At 27.2% G+C, this 18,956-nt stretch carries 11 protein-coding genes; 1 reads left to right on the plus strand and 10 read right to left on the minus strand.

Going from position 1 to position 18,956, the window contains the following annotated elements; genetic code table 11:
• Positions 1–185: 185 nt before the first annotated feature.
• Positions 186–1,190, plus strand: coding sequence for a 2-keto-3-deoxygluconate permease (locus ABGF48_RS00285; RefSeq protein ID WP_408104361.1), 1,005 nt, complete (start codon positions 186–188; stop codon positions 1,188–1,190).
• A gap of 203 nt (positions 1,191–1,393) precedes the next feature.
• Here ABGF48_RS00285 and ABGF48_RS00290 read toward each other — a convergent pair whose 3' ends face one another.
• The 10 genes from ABGF48_RS00290 to ABGF48_RS00335 all read right to left on the minus strand — a co-directional run bounded on the left by ABGF48_RS00290 (position 1,394) and on the right by ABGF48_RS00335 (position 18,879).
• The gene (locus tag ABGF48_RS00290; RefSeq protein ID WP_408104362.1) at positions 1,394–5,494 is read right to left on the minus strand and encodes an endo-beta-N-acetylglucosaminidase; all 4,101 of its coding nucleotides are present in this window, start codon (positions 5,492–5,494) and stop codon (positions 1,394–1,396) included.
• 296 nt (positions 5,495–5,790) lie between these two features.
• Positions 5,791–8,526, minus strand: coding sequence for a preprotein translocase subunit SecA (gene secA / locus ABGF48_RS00295; RefSeq protein ID WP_408104363.1), 2,736 nt, complete (start codon positions 8,524–8,526; stop codon positions 5,791–5,793).
• Between the two features lie 114 nt (positions 8,527–8,640).
• Positions 8,641–9,174 (minus strand): ribosome hibernation-promoting factor, HPF/YfiA family, encoded by a 534-nt coding sequence (gene hpf, locus ABGF48_RS00300; protein WP_408104364.1) that lies wholly within the window; start codon positions 9,172–9,174, stop codon positions 8,641–8,643.
• Between the two features lie 301 nt (positions 9,175–9,475).
• Positions 9,476–10,840, minus strand: coding sequence for a S1C family serine protease (locus ABGF48_RS00305; protein ID WP_408104365.1), 1,365 nt, complete (start codon positions 10,838–10,840; stop codon positions 9,476–9,478).
• 149 nt (positions 10,841–10,989) lie between these two features.
• A complete protein-coding gene (locus ABGF48_RS00310; protein WP_408104366.1) occupies positions 10,990–12,243 on the minus strand; it encodes an LCP family protein in 1,254 nt (417 codons plus the stop codon).
• 25 nt (positions 12,244–12,268) lie between these two features.
• Positions 12,269–14,917 carry an FtsX-like permease family protein gene (locus ABGF48_RS00315; RefSeq protein ID WP_408104367.1) on the minus strand — a complete coding sequence of 883 codons (2,649 nt, stop codon included), beginning with the start codon at positions 14,915–14,917 and terminating at the stop codon, positions 12,269–12,271.
• A 1-nt stretch (position 14,918) separates the two neighbouring features.
• Positions 14,919–15,587, minus strand: a complete 669-nt coding sequence (locus ABGF48_RS00320) for an ABC transporter ATP-binding protein (RefSeq protein ID WP_408104368.1) — start codon at positions 15,585–15,587, stop codon at positions 14,919–14,921.
• A 162-nt stretch (positions 15,588–15,749) separates the two neighbouring features.
• Positions 15,750–16,958, minus strand: coding sequence for a sensor histidine kinase (locus ABGF48_RS00325; protein ID WP_408104369.1), 1,209 nt, complete (start codon positions 16,956–16,958; stop codon positions 15,750–15,752).
• The gene (locus tag ABGF48_RS00330) at positions 16,958–17,641 is read right to left on the minus strand and encodes a response regulator transcription factor (protein ID WP_408104370.1); all 684 of its coding nucleotides are present in this window, start codon (positions 17,639–17,641) and stop codon (positions 16,958–16,960) included. The genes ABGF48_RS00325 and ABGF48_RS00330 overlap by 1 nt, the downstream gene beginning before the upstream one ends.
• Before the next feature lie 17 nt (positions 17,642–17,658).
• A complete protein-coding gene (locus ABGF48_RS00335; protein WP_408104371.1) occupies positions 17,659–18,879 on the minus strand; it encodes an ATP-binding protein in 1,221 nt (406 codons plus the stop codon).
• Positions 18,880–18,956 lie beyond the last annotated feature (77 nt).

The following is an 18,956-nucleotide window of genomic DNA, read 5'->3' on the forward strand; positions in this document are numbered from 1 at the left end:
TATTGAAATGAATTTTTCAGCAAATGAATATTTGTTTGTATAAAATACATTTTTATTATAAATATATCACTAATCTTGATATTTACAATAAATATTTAATGATAAATCTTGCGTTTTCTACAATAATACAAAAATAATATACCTTTTCCCAAAAGATGATATAATATTGTAGAAGGAGGTTAAAAATGATTAACATTATGAAAAAAGTTCCTGCCGGAACGGTTTTAATTCCTATGTTTATAAGTGCGTTATTTACAACTTTTGCACCGGGACTTTTCAATATCGGGGGAGTAACACAGGCTGTTTTTACAGGTGAGTCTTTAAATTTTATCGTTGGAATGGCGTGTTTTGCATCGGGTCTAATTCTTGATTTCAAAACTCTTTTAAAAGTTTTTAAAAAACAGGGAATTCTTTTACTTGCAAAAGCAATTATTTGTATTGTATTAGGATTTATATTTATAAAAATATTCGGACATGATGGAATCGTCGGAATAAGTGCGGTAGCCTTTATTACTGCAATATGTGCATGTAATCCGGCAATATATCTTTCAATAATGCAGGATGTCGGAGAGGAAGAAGATGTTGCGGCATTCGGTTTAATCGGTCTTATGGCAGTTCCGGTATTACCTATGTTTATTTACAGTATCAGCGCAAGTTCGGGAGCTGTAAATTTAATGCCGATTATTTCAACTCTCATTCCTATAATATTGGGTATGTTATTGGGAAATTTTGATAAAAGCGTTAAAGAGACTTTCGCTCCACTATTTACCATAACAATGCCTTATTTAGGTTGGCAGCTAGGAGCTTCAATAAATCTTAAACAGGCATTCCAATCAGCAGGAGGAGGACTATTAATCGTAGTTCTATACTATGCAATAATGTTGCCAAGTTTAATGTCGATAGAAAAGAAATTTGTCAATTCAAACGGACTTTCTTCAATTGCAATGTCTTCGATTCCGGGACTTTCTATAGGAATTCCTGCGATGATTGCAGTACAAAATATGTCAGATTCAAACTTTGTAGCAGATGCCGCTTCTCAATTAACTTTTGCGGTCATTTTTACAAGTATTGTAACTCCGCTATTAGCTAAGCAGTTAGCAAGCGGAAATTTAAATAAAATAGTAAATAAAAGTAAAAGAAGGCAAAGAAGAATACATAAGGAAGAAATGAGTAATAGGAATGAACTTTAATCCGTAAAATTTTTAAAAACGTAAAAATAGGCTCTTTTTTCTTGTTTTTTTATTTTTTCTTCCATACTTTCCCATCAGCAAAATACAGTAGTTTTTCTTACTTTAACATTATAAAAAAATTACATAAACAAAAAGCTGCTAAAACAACTTTCACGCCATTTTAACAGCTTTCTTTTCGGAGAAACTTATGAAATTAAATTCATTTATTTATTTTTTCTTCTTTTCGTTACAGCAAGTGCTGCTGCTGATAATCCAGCCATTGCTAAATATGAAGCAATTCCTGCATCTGCAGTTTCTGGATTATGAGATGTTTTATTAGCATTTTGAACAGGTTGACCAGATACATTTTCTTTTACATCTTGTTGAGGTTTTGTTACTTCAGCATCTGATTTTCCTTTAACAGCTTCAACTACTGTGAATTTAGTTGTTAAAACTGATGCTTTGTATTCATCACTTTCAGCAAATACTAAATCTAATTTATGTTTACCTAATGCTAATGTTTCCAAATACGCATTCTTTAATGTAAATATTGTACTTCCTGATTTCAATTTATAATTTGAAGGATCCACAACTACACTATCTACTCTAGCTTCCTTAAATGATGCTAATGGTGATTCAACTTTAACTTCTAATTGTTTTCCAGATCCTTTTACAAATACTTGATTTTCGCCATATTGGAATTCTGGTAATTCTTTTTCAACAAGTCCTGAACCTGATGTGCCTGGAATTGGTGTTACAGTTGGAACTGTTCTTGATGGTGCTGGAGTTACTATCACATCTTTATCTGTTCCTGGCACTGTAATTTCTTTCGAAGAACTTTCTTTATCTTTTTTGGACTCTTCCACTTTTTTAGCTTCTTCTGCTTGTCTTTCAAAAGCATCACTTCTAGCTTGTTCTTCTTTTTCCAGTTTTTCTCTATCTTTTTTATCAGCGATTATAGCTAATTGTCTTTCCCTTTCAAAATCATCTTTTTTATTTTTAGAATCATCTAATCCTTGTGATAAACCAGACATAGCATTTTTAATTGTATCCCATTTTTCTTGTCTTAGTTTTTCTGGGTTATAATATTGAATCGCCAATCTATTACTTAGTTTTTTATCTCCAACTTTTGATACATAATATATAATTCCTTTTGAATCTTGCAATCTTATATTATCAAATACCAACTTACCATCTTCTCCAAGTATACCTTCTGCTAATTTATTTTTTAGTTCTCTATCTTTATATAAATAAACTGTCTTATTAGGTTCTGGAGCAAAGAATTTTTTAGCAAATGGTCTTGTTGGAACATTAAATTTAACAACAAATCGATCATCTTTAACATGAACTGCTTCTGCTCTTGACATAGGAACATTTTCTGAATATTCATCTAATGCTTCATACATTTCCCAACCATAAATTCTTGTTGCTTTCCAAGGAGAACCATTATCTCCATTGTATACTTTCAATCTCCATTCTTTTGCTGTTATTGGTTTTTGAAGAATTTCATCCGTTCTATGATAAATATTATTTTTTATTCTTTTTGCTTCTTTCCAATCTCCAGTTTTTAAATCTTTATACTCTAAAGCGAAATCACTGGAATTCATCTTACCATCATTTTGAGATTCTAAAAATCCTGCATGATTTACAGCCCATCTAACAACAGTTTTAGGAGATTCAAAAGCTAAACTTGCTTGTGAATTATATGTATTATCTTCCCATTTATCCTCTAATCCAACCATTGTCCCATTTATTAATTTCCACTTATCTTGATCATTTGGACCATCAGCATCTGTTATTTTAGCTTCTCTATTTATATCTTTAGCCTTTTCATGTTCTGGTTCTGTATCATTTGTAAGAATTCCCCAATTAAATACAAAATCTCCCGCATCTGATTTTTGTCCATCTTTACCAATTGCATAAACTGACAAATGTTGAATTGTAGAATCGGAATCTAATTCTCTCTCTAATTCTGGTATATATATAATTGAAGATGATGATGAACTCAACCATTTTTCACCATCTTTTGTACGTCTATAAATATCGTAGTATTTAGCATCCTTAACCTTATCAAATTTAAGAATTAATTCAGCATTTATTCCAGAATTAATTACTCTCTCAACTTCTTTTATATTCTTAGGTGATTCAATATTTTTTTCTTTTTTATCTGTTATAGAAAACTCACCTATATTCAATTTATAATTTTCTACTTCTTCTTTTCCATCAACTTTAATACTTAAAGCATATATTTTTTGTCCAACTAAATCCGCTAACGATACTTTAGCAATATTCCATCCATTTGATTCAACAACAGTTGGTTTTAAGTATTTAAATTCTGATTTTAAATGATCTTCATTTGTAGAGATACCCAATTCAATATCAGAACCTTTTCCACCTTTATATACAAAAGTAACTTCTGTATCTTTTGTAGGATCAAATTTTGTACTGAATAATCTTAAATCTTGTTTACTACCTTTTATTAATTTACCTTCTAATTTAATTGATGAACCACCATTATATGCATCTGTGTAATCATAATCAGCTTTTAATTCATCTTTTTCTGCTAATTCTGATTTATTCCACCATGTCCATGTAGGTAAAACATCTTGAATAGATCTATTATTCCAATTATCAGATGATGTCTCTACCCCATTAGTAAACCATTTATGACCATTCCCCCTACTAAATCTAGTGTATAATTCTGGAGATAAAATAGTTGTTCTATCTACTACATATCTCGCCATACCATTATATATTGCATTATCATCTATTTTAGTAGGATCTCCTGCTGAACCTGTCCAAAAGTCATTTATCACTTTATGTATATCATCTTCTGTTTTAGCTAAACCATTTACATTATCACTATGATATAAACCTATAGATATTCTAAGTTTTTTATCTTTCCCCAACATATCTTGTCTAGAAGATTTATTACTTAATCTAACATCTTTTTGCATTTCATATCCAGCAGCAGCATCAAATTCACTTCTACCAATAGATTTCATGTGCGCAACAGTACCTGATGTATTTCCTGCCCAATTAAAATTAATGAAAAAGTAATCTACTGCATACTTTCCTTCTTTATCAGGCTTTAATAGGTCATCATTATCAGAACCAATTCTATTTTTAAAATTATGACCTCCTTCTTGATCTCCCCAAGAATCATACCATGAAATCTTTAAATCACGCCCTAATTCTTTTGCTCTTTGTTTCATTTGAAGGAAAAATTCTCTCATTTCACTAATTTTACCATTCAGTTGCCAACCAGCAACTTCCTGATTCATAAAATATCCATCAAAACCATAGTGAACTGCTATTTCTGCTAATTTATAAGCATTTGGATATCTTCCTGTTTTCTGATCTTTTTTTATAAATTCTAAAAAGTTTTTCATTGCTTGAGGATTTCCATCAAAATTATCAAAATATAAATTACCATGAATTCTTGAACCATTTCTGTGTGCAGCATCTATTACATCGGGTGTAGGAACTGGTCCTTCCCAAAATACTATATCACTTACATATTGGTATTTATCAAAATTATTTACATTAAAATCTTTACTTCCAGCTGCAGATGCATCTGTCTTCTTATTTCCAATGAATGATGTTAACGGAAGTATCATAGCTTCTTCACTTGCATACTCATTTACAGCTTTTCCTTTTTCTGTTTTAGCTACATCCCTAACACTTGCTTTATTTATATCATCATTAGGTCTTTCATCTGGTTTCCAGCTCTTTTCAATATCTTCATACGAAAAAACAACTGGTTTTGGATCTAAAGATTGTCTTTTACTAACTTTATCCCCAATTTCTTCAACAATTTCTTCTTCTGTCTTATTTTCTTTAGCTTTTTCTTCTTCCGATTTTTCTCCAACAAGTTTATCCATTAAAGTTTTACTTTTTGTTTCTTCTTTTTTAACTTCATTTAGATTTTCTATCTTTTCTTCCGTTTTTGAATCATCAACTTTTTCTTCTGTAACAGCATTTTTTAATTCTTCAGGATCTTTTTGTTCAACTACATTTTCAACAGATTTGTCTTTTAGATCTTTATTCAATTCTTCTTTTTCAGCTATTTCTAATTTATATAATTCTTCTTCTGTTAGATCTCCTTCTTGCTCTTCATCTTCAGTTGCTTCATCTTGAGCTTGTTCTACTACCGCTGTTGGTGACGGTGTTTCGCCTTCTGCTAGTACACTTGTTCCTGGTAAAAATACCAACGCACCTAGTACACATGATACAAGTCCTATTGATAATTTTCTCATGCCATATTTTAACTTTTTATTTCCAAGAGTTTTCTTTTCTTTTAAAAAGTTTTTCATTTTATCCATTATTCCTCCTATTTTTATTTTATGTTATCGATATCATTATATTCCATATTTTAAAGAACGTAATACCAAAATTCTTATGAAATTTTTACAAATAATGAAATTGTTTTCATTTTTAATATTAAAAAAACGGTGTCATAATTGAAAAAACTATTCAATATACTTTTTAACAATTTTATTAAATTCATATATATTTTTTTATACTGCATTATAAAATTTTAATTTTTTTTAATATTTTAAATATAAAAAAGACATGAATAAAATTTATTCACATCTTTAATATCTATCATATTTTCATACTATTCATTTTTTCCATGACAGTTTTTATATTTCTTACCTGACCCACATGGACACAAGTCATTTCTACCAACTTTTCTTGAAACTGTTCTTTGTCTTGGTGTTTCATCTGGAGCACCTTCTAAAGATTCTTTTTCTGCTCTAGCAACTTTTTCTCTTTCAAGTTTTGATTCAGCTTCAACCCTAAATAGGAATCTTATGGTATCTTCTCTAATTGAATGATTTAATTCATTAAACATTTCATAACCTTCATTAGCATATGCCCTAACTGGATCTTCATTACCAATAGCTCTAGCACCAATGTTTTGTTTTAATTGATCCATAGCATCTATATGGTCCATCCATTTTTGGTCAACAACTTTAAGAAGAATTATTCTTTCAATTTCTCTCATTTGTTCAGAACCAATGTTTTCTTCTTTTATCTCATATACTAACTTCGCAATATTTAATAAATCAACTTTTAACTTTTCTACAGAAGTTAATTCTATTGAACTCCATTTATTAGCCGGTACACAAATATCAGCTAAATAGTTTTTTAATCCAACTATTTCCCATTCTGATTTCTTTGTTGAAGAATTGCAGAATAAATCAACAGCATCATTTATTACTGTTTCTAACATGGACATGATACTTTCTTTAATATTATCTCCATTTAAAACTGCATTTCTTTCCCCATAAATTACTTCTCTTTGTTTATTCATAACATTATCATATTCTAGAACTCTTTTTCTTGTTGCAAAGTTGTTTGCTTCAACTCTTGCCTGAGCTCTTTGAATTGCTTTTGATAATATACCGGCTTCAATTGGTTCATCTTCTGGGAAAGATGTGAATCTCTTCAACGCTTGCCCGCCAAATAGTCTCATCAAATCATCTTCTAATGATACAAAGAATCTCGATCTACCTGGATCACCTTGACGTCCAGCACGCCCTCTCAATTGGTTATCAATACGTCTAGATTCGTGTCTTTCTGTACCAATTATCAATAGCCCACCTGCTTCAAGTACTTTTTTAGCATTTTCATCTGTTTTTTCTTTAAATTGTTTTTTCAATTCAGCAAATGTTTTTCTAGCTTCAATTATTTCTTCATCTGATGTTTCAGCAAAACCATCTGCCTCATCTATTAGATATTCTTCTATACCCCTTTTTCTCATTTCAGCTTTTGCCATATACTCTGGATTACCCCCTAACACAATATCGGTACCTCTACCTGCCATGTTAGTTGCAATTGTAATTTTCCCAAATTCACCAGCTTGAGCAACAATTTCAGCTTCTCTAGCATGTTGTTTAGCATTAAGCACTTCATGAGGTATTCTTTGTTTCTTTAATAAACTTGATAAATATTCTGATTTTTCAATAGACACTGTACCTACTAAGATAGGTTGGCCTGTTGCATGAGCTTTTTTTATTTCTTCTACAACAGCATTGAATTTTGCTTTTTCATTTACATAAACTCTATCATTTTCATCTATTCTTATAACAGGTTTATTTGTAGGTGCTTCTATAACATCTGAATTATAAATTTGTGCAAATTCATCTTTTTCAGTCATAGCAGTCCCAGTCATACCAGCTAATTTATCATACATTCTAAAGAAGTTTTGGAATGTAATTGTTGCAAGTGTTTTTTGTTCACTCTTAATATTTACTCCTTCTTTAGCTTCTAAAGCTTGATGTAATCCATCAGAGTATCTTCTACCTTGCATAATACGTCCTGTAAATTCATCAACTATTAAAATTTCATCGTCTTTTACAACGTAGTCAATATCATTATGCATTGTATTTCTAGCTTTTAACGCTTGATTAATGTGATGAGCTAATTCCATATTTTCAGCATCTGACAAGTTTTCAATTCCAAAGAATTTTTCAGCTTTATCTGTACCTTGTTCAGTAAGTGTTGCAGATTTTCTCTTTTCATCTACTACAAAGTCTACAGTTTCTAATTCGACATCTTCTAAAAGCATATCTAATTTATTTTTTTCTGTTTCTTCAGGATCTAAAATTCTTCCTTCTAGAGTCTTAACAAATGTATCAGCTTTTAAATACATATCTGTAGATTCTTCACCTTGTCCAGAGATAATAAGTGGAGTTCTAGCTTCATCGATTAAGATTGAATCAACCTCATCGACTATTGCATAGTGCAATCCCCTTTGAACTGTATCTTCTTTATAGATTTCCATATTATCTCTTAAATAGTCAAAACCTAGTTGATTATTTGTAGCATAAGTAATATCAGCATTATATGCTTCTTGTCTTTCTCTTTGTGTTAATCCATAAAGTATACATCCAACTGATAAACCTAGGAATCTATATACCTTACCCATCCAATCTTTATCACGTTCTGCTAGGTAATCATTAACAGTAACAACATGTACCCCTTTACCTTCTAATGCATTTAGATATGCTGGTAATGTAGCTACTAAAGTTTTACCTTCCCCTGTCTTCATTTCAGAGATACTTCCTTGGTGTAATATCATCCCTCCAATTAATTGAACTGGATAATGCTTCATACCTAAGACTCTCCAAGATGCTTCTCTAACAGTTGCAAATGCTTCAACTAAAATATCATCCAGAGTTTCCCCATTTTGTAATCTATTTTTAAATTCTTCTGTTTTATTTTTTAATTGTTCATCTGTTAATTTTGAATATTCTTCTTCTAGCGCTAAAATTTGATCAACTTTTGGCTGTAATTTACTTATTTCTTTTTCACTAAAAGATTTGAAAATTTTTCTCAAAAAACTCATTAGTATTTTCCTTTCATATTTTTTCTACAATCCGTATTATTATATCATAATAAGGTTAAATACACAAAAAAAGTTGATGAAAGATTTAATCTTCCATCAACAATAAAAAATATATCAATTTTGTTCTATCAATCCATAGTTGCCATCATTTCTTTTATATACAACAGATACCTTTTCAGTTTCTGCATCTTGATATACGAAGAAATCATGTCCTAAAAGATCCATTTGCATTATTGCATCTTCTATAAACATTGGTTTTAATCCTATTTTTTTTGTTTTCACAACTTTTGGAAATTCATCTTCCGCAACCGTTGATTCATCGGAAGGTATTTCGTCATATCTAATTGATTCTCCAGAATTTCTTGTTTGTAATTTAGTTTTATATTTTCTTATTTGTCTTTCTAATGACTCGATAATTCTATCAACTGAAGACAACATATCATCTGAAGTTTCTTCTGCTCTTAAAATAGTTCCTTTTTTCAACCATATTGTAATTTCTGCTGTTTTGAAATTACCATGATTTGAAAATGAAGCTTTTGCCTCAATATCACTATCGAAGAATTTATCTATTCTTCTTAATTTTTTATCAACTTCTTCCTTGAAGTTATCTCGAACAGTTATATTTTTCCCAACATATTGAACTTTCATATGTTACCTCCTACTTTTTTGTTATTATCTATATACCCTTTATAATAAAAAAATAACAAAATAAAAAAAAATAATCACTAAAGTTATCCACAATAGTGATTATTTTTCACTGAATTTAACTTCAGCAACCAATATTTATTTTTTTATATAAATATTATATAAAGTTATCCACATTATCCACTTATTTTATTAAAATCAGGTTGATAACTTAAATCTAGAAAATATATTTTGAGGAGAAGTTGTGTCTAAATTGTTGATAACTTTATTCGACTAATATTTATAAACTATCTCTAGAAAATTTTTAAGCGTTTGGTTTATTCCCCTTAAAAATTATATTTAAATCAATTTTACGAGAATCTCTTAATACCTTAATTTTAACTTTATCTCCAACTTTATATTGCAATAAAGCTTGTTTTAATGAATTCATAGATTCTACCTTTTTATCATTTATGGATAGAATTACATCATCTACTTTAATACCACCTTCGTCGGCTGAGGTGTCTGGAATTACTTCAGTAATATAAACTCCTTTATCCACTCCTAGGTCATAATTAGATGTATATTGAATATAATTAATCAAATCAATCCCTCTAATTCCCAATACGATTGGACTAAAGTTTCCATCTTTTATTACACTATCCACTATAGATTTTGCTGTATTTATTGGTATTGCAAAACCTATTCCATCTGTTTGTCCAGCTTTAGCAGTATTAATCCCTATTAATTGCCCCTTATCATTTAATAAGGCACCACCACTATTACCAGAATTTATTGAAGCATCTGTTTGAATTAAACCGTTCATTATTAGACCATTTTCCATTGTGATTGATCTATTTAATCCTGAAATGTATCCTGAAGTTAGTGTTGATTGCAAATTTAATCCTACTGGATTTCCAATAGCAATTGCTTTATCACCAATACTTATTTCATCAGAATTACCAAATTCTACAGCTTGCAAGCCTTTTTTATCTACTTTAATTATACTTAAATCCAATGTCTCATCTTTCCAAACCACTCTTGCATTAGCATGATCATCATTTGAAAAAATTACATTAATTTCTGTAGGATTATTTTGAACCACATGAGCATTAGTTAAAATGTATCCATTTTCACTAACAATTACACCAGATCCTATTCCTTCACCTTTCAATGTTTTTCCAAATAGACTTCTTTTTCCTTCAAATTTTGTATTTATACCAACAACTGAAGGTATCGCCTTTTTTGCTACTGCATTTTCCACGCTAATTTCTGATTTTTTTGAAATATTAACCGTTTGAATATCTTTAGTAGGTGTTTTTTCAGTTTTATTAAAATATCCCATTGTATATGGACCGACAAAAGATCCAATAACTGATCCAACTAAAACTAGAGCTATAGCTTTTACAAAACCAAATCTAGGTTTACTTTTTCTAATTTGTTCATTAACATATGCTTTGTCAGCATATTCAAAATTCCCTCTATTACTTTGGGATCTAAAAAATACATTTTCTTTATATTTTCTATTGCCTGTAGTATTTGAAAATTCAAAATTACTTTTAGAACTTTCTCCTTCTTTTTTATAATCTGAGAAATTATTTGCTTCTGAAGTATCAAGAGTAATATTTTCTTCATTATTATCATTTTTATTTAACCAATCGTTAAATTCATCATTATAATTATCTTTCATATTAACCTCCCATTTATTATTTATTTACATAATACATAAAATTTATATTTAAAATATGTAAAATTTGTTTAAAATGTGAAGATTTTTATAAAAAATAGGACATTTACAAATATACAATTAAGTAAATTTATAAAAGTCCTATTTATATATTAATTATTATTTTCAGTTTCAGAGCTTGTCTCTTTTTCAAAGTTTATATAAGTATTAGTTTTTACATATGTGTTTTTAACAACTTTATTTATTTCTTCTGTTACCTTAACTAAACTTTCTTTATTTGGAACCATCATAGATAATCTATATCCCGGCATTGCATAAGAAGGCAAATCTAATGTATATTCTCCCATTAAAGTCTGAGACTTGACATCATAATTAGTTCTTGACACTAATTGATTTGCAGCTAAATCAACCAAAGATTTTGCAGAAAGATTTGTAACTACATTTTTTTCCATTATCTCTAAAAGACCATCTATATTTTTTAAAACTGAAGGTTGTGTAACTTTTTTAATTATGGCAGCTAAAAGTTTTTCTTGATTTTTTCCTCTACCAATATCTCCCTCTTCTAAAGAATATCTTTCTCTAACAAATGCTATTGCATCTTGACCAGTTAAATGCACATTTCCTTTAGGATAAAATTTTTTATTTACACTAGCTGTAAATGGTTCATCAACATAGACATCTACTCCGCCCAATTCATCAACTATTCTAATAACAGAATCAAAGTTAACTCTTACAAAATATGGAATTTTGATTTCTAAAAATCTTTCCAATGTATGCAATGAACTCATTACGCCATAATTTCCGGCATGCGTCAATTTATCATATTCATCATTTCCACCATCTGCAATTGGAAGATATGTATCTCTTGGAACGGACGTTAAAAGAATTTTTCCATCATTTGGATTTACACTAGCAATGATATTTACATCAGATCTTGAGTTTTCACTTAAATCTCCCCCAACATCAATTCCTGAAATGTAAACATTAAAGGATTCTGCTGTATGGACATCCTTTGTCTCGAATTCTGTATTATTTTTATTATTTTTAGAATTTTGATTCATTTTTCTTATAGAGCTATCAAGTTTTAAATAATATATAGCAAAGATAGACATTGCAGCTATTAATAATATCATAATTATTGAAACTATAAATCTTATTATCTTTTTATATTTTTTATTTTTTAGGATGACTATAAACCCTAAAACATTTAATACCAAAATTGATGATATTACTATCACCTTCATTCTAGTATCAAATACATTATATCTAAATATAAATCCGACAAAAGCAATTGATATTATAAGGAAAAAAGATAATATTAATTTTGAAAATTCAAATTTTCTTTTATTTTTATCTTCATCATTTTTTTCTGGATCTAAAATTTTTCTTTCTTCTAAATCATTCATATTAGTCCTCTTATCTATAGTTAATTTACTTTAAAATTTCGGTAATGTTATCTTTACTTATCCTATTATAAGGTATTATAACCGAAATGTAAATTAATATAATAGCAATTAATATTCCTAGCCCCCATGTTCCCAGCGAAATTGAGAATGATTTTAATACTTCTTTAGAATATAAAATAGGTAATCCACCTAATAATTGTCTATACATTATATAAAAAACTAGTAAAGAAAGTACCAAAGATAATATTGAGGCAATTATTACAGAAAGTAAATTTTCTAATAAAACTATCTTTTTAAGTCTTTTTTCTTTTATCCCAACTGCTTTAATTAATGCAAATTCACGTCTTCTTGTTAATGTATTTGAATATGAAGAATTTATTATATTTAATGCTCCAATACTACAAATTAATCCTATAAATCCATAAACAAATAGTCTCGCTATTTTAATAATAGGAAAAACAGATGAAACAGTAAAAGTCTTTGGATATTTTGTAATTACAGCAGAAAATTCATAACTAGTCTTATCATCTAATTTAGTTCTATAAATTCCAACCTCAACATCTTTACGAAAATTATATTTTTCTAATTTTAAAATTTCTTCTTTGCTAGATTTTCTAATATAAAATTTAACTAAACCAGAATCATTTGAATTTTTTATATATTTTACATTAAGATTAACCGCATCTTTTTCTATTAATTCATCTTTTATTTTTACTTTTTCTTCATTATAAACATCTTTCATAGGAATAATAGTAATATTAGAAAGTTTATCAGTTAATGGTAAATTACTTAAATTTGTAACAACTCTTTTTTCATCCTTACCAAATATATTTTCAAAAATATTGTCTTCTAAAACTTCAAATGTTATATAATTTAAGTTATCTTTATTTTCTACATTATCACCTATTATATTTGCTCTTAATTCAATTATTTCTTTTTCTTCTGTTACGGTTATTCCGTTAATTTTATTTATATCTTTTATTAAATTATTCGCATAATCTTTATGCGTTTTAAGTACAATATTACTTTTTTGACCATTTTCTAAGGATTTTACAATTTCATTATCAAACAAGCTCATAATACTTGAAATTACAACAAAAAGTACAATACTTATCGAAATTGATATAGTAGTCATAATAAATCTTTTTCTATTTCTATCAATATTTCTTGACGCTAAAAAACCATCATAACCAAATATTTTTTTTATTATTCTTCTATTTCTTGGTTTATAAACTTTTTTCTTTTGTTTTGTAACTTGATTTAAGGCCTCTATCGGTGACTTCTTAAATACAAATAATGCTGAAAGTATATTTGAAATAAATATTACTAAAAAACCAACAAATACAGATATTATTAGTACTTCTTTGCTAAAATGAACATTAATATTACCTGAAGATATTACAGAAGTTGTTCTCATTATTCTATTAACTATTTCAAAAACAATTTTCATACTTACATTTCCAACAAAATATCCTATAGGAATCGAAACAATAAAATAGAATAAAGAGTCTAGCATAACCATTTTTAGGAGCTGTAAATTTGTGAATCCAACTACTTTTAATAATCCTAAATCTCGTAATCTTTCCACATAATTTGTAGTAAAAATATTATATATAAATAGAATAATTGCCACTGATACCATAACTATTAATGTTATGGATACATTAAACAAACTACCTAAAACTTTAGATTGTGTTATATCCTTTATTTTTATATATTCATATCTTATATTTAATCGATTATCAAGAAATTGTCCATCTTCTTTATATTGTGTTATATCCTTTAATTTTTCAACATTTTTATTTAAATTATCATAATTTGCAAAATATCCATATAAATCAAATCTATCATTTATATTATTATCTAATCCTAGTATATATCCATGAAATATGGATATTTGCTTTTCACTTTCAATACTTTCAGTATCAAAATTAGATAAATTATTTCCAGGCATCAATTCTTCTTTTATAAATCCGACAATTTTATATTCTTTATAGTCTCCATTAAATATATCCGTCATTTTTTTGATGTCTTCAATGTTAACTAATTTCGATTTATCTATTTTGTCATAATTTTTTTCAGTTATTTCACCTTTTAATAAAGGTTTATTTTCCATTCTATTTATATAATTTTTATTGAATGTAGTATTATAATCAAAAAATTCATCTCTTTTTAGACTTTCTTGAACACCCAACTTTACAGTATTACCTATCTTATCAAATCCTGGTGCAATATATTTCAAATTATATGGAACTAAAATTTCATTTTCTGACTTAGGTAATCTTCCTTCTAGTAACATATTTTTAGGAAAATATTTATTATAAAATTCCTGATCCGAATTTCTATGTTCAAATTCTATATAGTTATCTATTCCCAAATCTGGTGTTTTGGAATGTATTCTAGATATGTACTTTCTAGAAATTTTATATACTGCCTCTATATCTTTAAGATTATTAACTTTAATCTCTTCATCATTACTAGATTCTGAAATTTTAAAATCATATGGTCCATTTATCCCTTCATAAGAATTTCTATTTTCAGTAATTAGTGAATAAGATATATTTCCTATCGAAGTTATCATTGATATAGAAATTATTATTCCAAGTAAAGTTAAAATGGTTCTTAATTTATTTTTCTTTATATATCTCCAACTCAATTTACTTATAATTTTCATTTTAATCTCCAATTATTTTTCCATCTTCAATTTTTATTATTCTATCCGCTGATGCTGCAAGGCTTAAATCATGGGTTATCATAACTACCGTAATTCCATATTTTTTTCCAAAAAGCTTCAATAAATTCAAAATTTCTTGTGAATTTTTTTTATCTAAGTTTCCTGTGGGTTCATCTGCTAGAATTATAGATGGTTTATTTATCAAAGCTCTCCCAATTGAAACTCTTTGTTGTTCACCTCCAGATAATTGTGATGGATAGTGGTTTAATCTTTCTTTTAATCCTAACTGTTTAATCATTTCTTCAAACATATTTTCATCAACATCAATATTATCTAAAGATGTAGGTAATTTGATATTTTCTTCAGCTGTTAATACAGGAATTAAATTAAAGAATTGGAATACGAATCCAATATTTCTTCTTCTAAAAATTGATCTTTCATCTTTTTTCATTTCGTATATATCTTTACCGTTCAAATATACAGTACCACTAGTAGGGATATCCAAACCTCCTAAAAGATGCAATAATGTTGATTTACCACCGCCGCTAGCTCCTACAACAGCAACAAATTCGCCCTCTTCTACTTCTAAATTTATATTATTTACAGGATGAACAAATGTGTCTCCCTTTCCATAAGTTTTATTTAAATCTACAGTCTTTATTACTTTCATTTTATCCCCCAAAATATTAAATACTAATTTATATTTATAATATATCACTTATTTATTACATTATTATTACATTTATATAACAATTTTGTTATTAAATACAAAAATGGCACTATTGTAAAATAATTAAAAAATATTTACAATAGTACCTATCTTATTTGTATTTTATTTTAAAAATAACATTGTAAATGTTACTCCATTATTATCATTTTGAACCGAGATAGTCCCTAATTGAGCTTCAACTATTTTTTTTGATAAGTTTAACCCAACTCCAACAGATTCTTTATTTGTGTTTCTGCTTGATTTGTAAAATCTCTTGAAAATATTTGTTATATCTTCGTTAGATATGTTTTCCCCTATATTGCTTATTTCTATCCTTATCATTGATACATTAACCAAGTAATTAATATTAATATTTGTTCCTTCAAATGCATGTTCTGTTGCATTTTTTACAATATTTAATAAGGCTTCTCTAGTCCAATTTAAATCTAATTTAACTTTTGTATCTAAATCTCCAGTATGAATCAATTTCAAGTTTTTCTTATTTAATTGTTCATACAAAACTTCTTCAAACCCTAAAGATAAATTTGAAATTTTAAAATATTCTTCTTTAATCTGAATCGAATTTGCATCAAACCTTGCAATTTTCAATAATGATGAAACAAGCCATGAAAGTCGTATTATTTGTGATTGACTTAGATTTAAGAATTCTATTTGATTTTTTTCTAAATTATTAGAATCCATTATAATTTCATTATTCATCATTAAAGATGCTAATGGAGTTTTTATTTGGTGAGATATATCAACTAAAGTATCTTTTAATTTTTCTTTCTCTTTTTCTAAAGAATCATAATTACTTTTTATAGAAAGTCCTAATTTATTAAATCTACTATTTAAACTAGAAATAACACTATCATCTTCTTCTCTAAGTTGATAATCAAACTTTTTATTTTGCAAAGAATCAATAAACTTATCAATTTTCTTTATATATTTTTTTTGAGTTCTTTTTATAAACATAAAATTTATAAGTTGTAAAATTAAAAATACAAATGTAACAATACATAAAATGTATACTAATCTCAATGAAAATAATTGTCCTCTAACATTTATAAATCCATATTTTTCATCATTTAATTTTGTTAAAGTTTCATTTAATACAGTTTCATTTTCTTCGTTTTTTAATTTTTCATAAATATTCACACCAGTTTTATCTTCATGTCGATGTATTTGCTCTATTAAATTTTTTTCTATAATTAGTCTTTTATTTCCGGTTCTGTAGTCTAAATATTGAGTAACAAGCAATGCTACTCCAAATATGATTAAAATATTTATAATAACCATAGTAAGATATTTTTTCCCTTTTAGTAAGACCATTACTTAACCTCCACAGACCAAATATATCCTATTCCTCTTTTAGTTTTTAAGTATTTCGGCTCACTTGGATTGTTTTCTATTTTTTCTCTTATTCTATTAACATAGACTGAAATTGTTGAATATGCTTGAAATTCTGCATCAGAATCCCATAAAAACTCCAATATATTCTCTCTGCTCAAAGCTACATTATAATTATCCATAAAATAATTTAATAATCTATATTCTGAGTGAGTTAAATCTATAATTTTATCATTCTTATAAACTTTAAGAGATGGTACGTCAATCTTTATTTCTCCAGAAATTCTTATCATCTCACTTGCAGAAACCGTTCTTTCCAATAATCTTTTAATTCTTACATGTAAAACTTTCAAACTAAATGGCTTAGTAATATAATCATCTCCACCATTATCAAATCCTTTAATTATATCCTCTTCTTCATCTTTCGCAGTTAAAAATATTATCGGTGTAGATTTATTTTTTCTAATATTTGGAATCAATTCAAAACTTTCCCCATCTGGAAGTGTAACATCCAAAATTACTAAATCAAATTTTTCATCTTCTAAAATTTTTTTCGTCTGTAAAATATTTTCAGTATGAATTACATTATATCCTTCTTTATTTAAGGAATAAACTAACCCCACACTTAATGATCTATCATCTTCAACTAAAAGTATCTTTGTCATATTTCACCTCTTTTATCTTATTTATAATCAGTTTTTCTATAATCCAGCAAAAATTCAACTATATTTTTATGAATAATACCATTTTGACTAAAATCTTTATTATCCATTGATAAAACATATTTCGGATAATTATCCTGAATTAAATTATACACCCCAAATTCTCTATCTCTAGTACTTTCAGATTCTAGCAAATAGGAGACTTGAAAATATTTAATTTCTTTATTTCTTTTAGCTATAAAATCTATCTCAAAATTATTCACTTTTCCTATTTTGACTTCATAACCTCTAAAAATCAATTCATTATAAACAATATTTTCTAAAACTCTTTCTATATTTTTAAAATTTGATAGCCCTATCGCCTCTCTAAACCCATGATCATTTAAGTAATATTTTTCTTCAACTTTTAATATTTTCTTTCCAACATAATCATACCTTTGAACTTTATTTAGTATGAATGCTTGTACACAAAATTCTAAATAATTTAATATCGTATCTATGGAAACTGTTCTTAATTCATTTTTCAAATATTTTTTTATTGATAAAGCAGAAAAGGTCTGACCTAAATTATCAATAGCATAGTTTAATATTCTCTTAAATAAGTCTACATCTCTAACTTTGTTATACTCTAATACATCCTTTACTATTACGGTATTATACACATCTTTTAAATATTTAAAACTCGGATCTTCTTGTAAGTCAAAATATTTTAAAAATGGCATTCCTCCAAATTGGATAAATTTGTCAAATAACTCATATTTTTCATATCCTAAATTTGAATATAACTCCTTAAATTCACTAAAAACAAATGGCTTGATTTCAAATTCAACATATCTTCCAGCTAACAAACTGCTTAAATCTCCAGAAAGTAATGATGAATTAGATCCAGTAATATAAATATCACTATCATAGTCAACTCTAATAGAATTTATTGCTTTTTCCCAATTTTCAACTAATTGAATTTCATCAAAAAAGAAATAATTTTTTTCACCATTATTGCTAATATTTTCTGAAATATACTCCATCAACATATTATAGTTTTTTATCTTAGAAAATTTATATGATTCAAAATTAATAAAAAATTTATTTTCTTGACCGACATCTTTTAATATTTCATCTTTTATTATTTCAAGCAATGTAGATTTTCCAACTCTTCGCATTCCTACTAATATCTTAATTACAGGTTTATCGATAAATTTGCTTATTTCATCTATATATTTTTTTCTATAAATATTTTTCATATAAACCTCCTTATATTTCGATTATAGTAGAAATATCAAGAAATTTCAAATAAGATTTCGATTATAATCGAAATTCA

Origin of the sequence: Helcococcus bovis (assembly GCF_046035835.1) — a bacterium.
Classification (GTDB): Bacteria; Bacillota; Clostridia; order Tissierellales; family Peptoniphilaceae; genus Helcococcus; species Helcococcus bovis.

What these genes read in the sequence shown, in the direction of transcription:
- ABGF48_RS00285 (WP_408104361.1), top strand. Translation starts at nt 186, where the DNA reads ATGATTAACATTATGAAAAAAGTTCCTGCCGGAACGGTTTTAATTCCT.
- ABGF48_RS00290 (WP_408104362.1), bottom strand. Translation starts at nt 5,494, where the DNA reads ATGGATAAAATGAAAAACTTTTTAAAAGAAAAGAAAACTCTTGGAAAT.
- secA (WP_408104363.1), bottom strand. Translation starts at nt 8,526, where the DNA reads ATGAGTTTTTTGAGAAAAATTTTCAAATCTTTTAGTGAAAAAGAAATA.
- hpf (WP_408104364.1), bottom strand. Translation starts at nt 9,174, where the DNA reads ATGAAAGTTCAATATGTTGGGAAAAATATAACTGTTCGAGATAACTTC.
- ABGF48_RS00305 (WP_408104365.1), bottom strand. Translation starts at nt 10,840, where the DNA reads ATGAAAGATAATTATAATGATGAATTTAACGATTGGTTAAATAAAAAT.
- ABGF48_RS00310 (WP_408104366.1), bottom strand. Translation starts at nt 12,243, where the DNA reads ATGAATGATTTAGAAGAAAGAAAAATTTTAGATCCAGAAAAAAATGAT.
- ABGF48_RS00315 (WP_408104367.1), bottom strand. Translation starts at nt 14,917, where the DNA reads ATGAAAATTATAAGTAAATTGAGTTGGAGATATATAAAGAAAAATAAA.
- ABGF48_RS00320 (WP_408104368.1), bottom strand. Translation starts at nt 15,587, where the DNA reads ATGAAAGTAATAAAGACTGTAGATTTAAATAAAACTTATGGAAAGGGA.
- ABGF48_RS00325 (WP_408104369.1), bottom strand. Translation starts at nt 16,958, where the DNA reads ATGGTCTTACTAAAAGGGAAAAAATATCTTACTATGGTTATTATAAAT.
- ABGF48_RS00330 (WP_408104370.1), bottom strand. Translation starts at nt 17,641, where the DNA reads ATGACAAAGATACTTTTAGTTGAAGATGATAGATCATTAAGTGTGGGG.
- ABGF48_RS00335 (WP_408104371.1), bottom strand. Translation starts at nt 18,879, where the DNA reads ATGAAAAATATTTATAGAAAAAAATATATAGATGAAATAAGCAAATTT.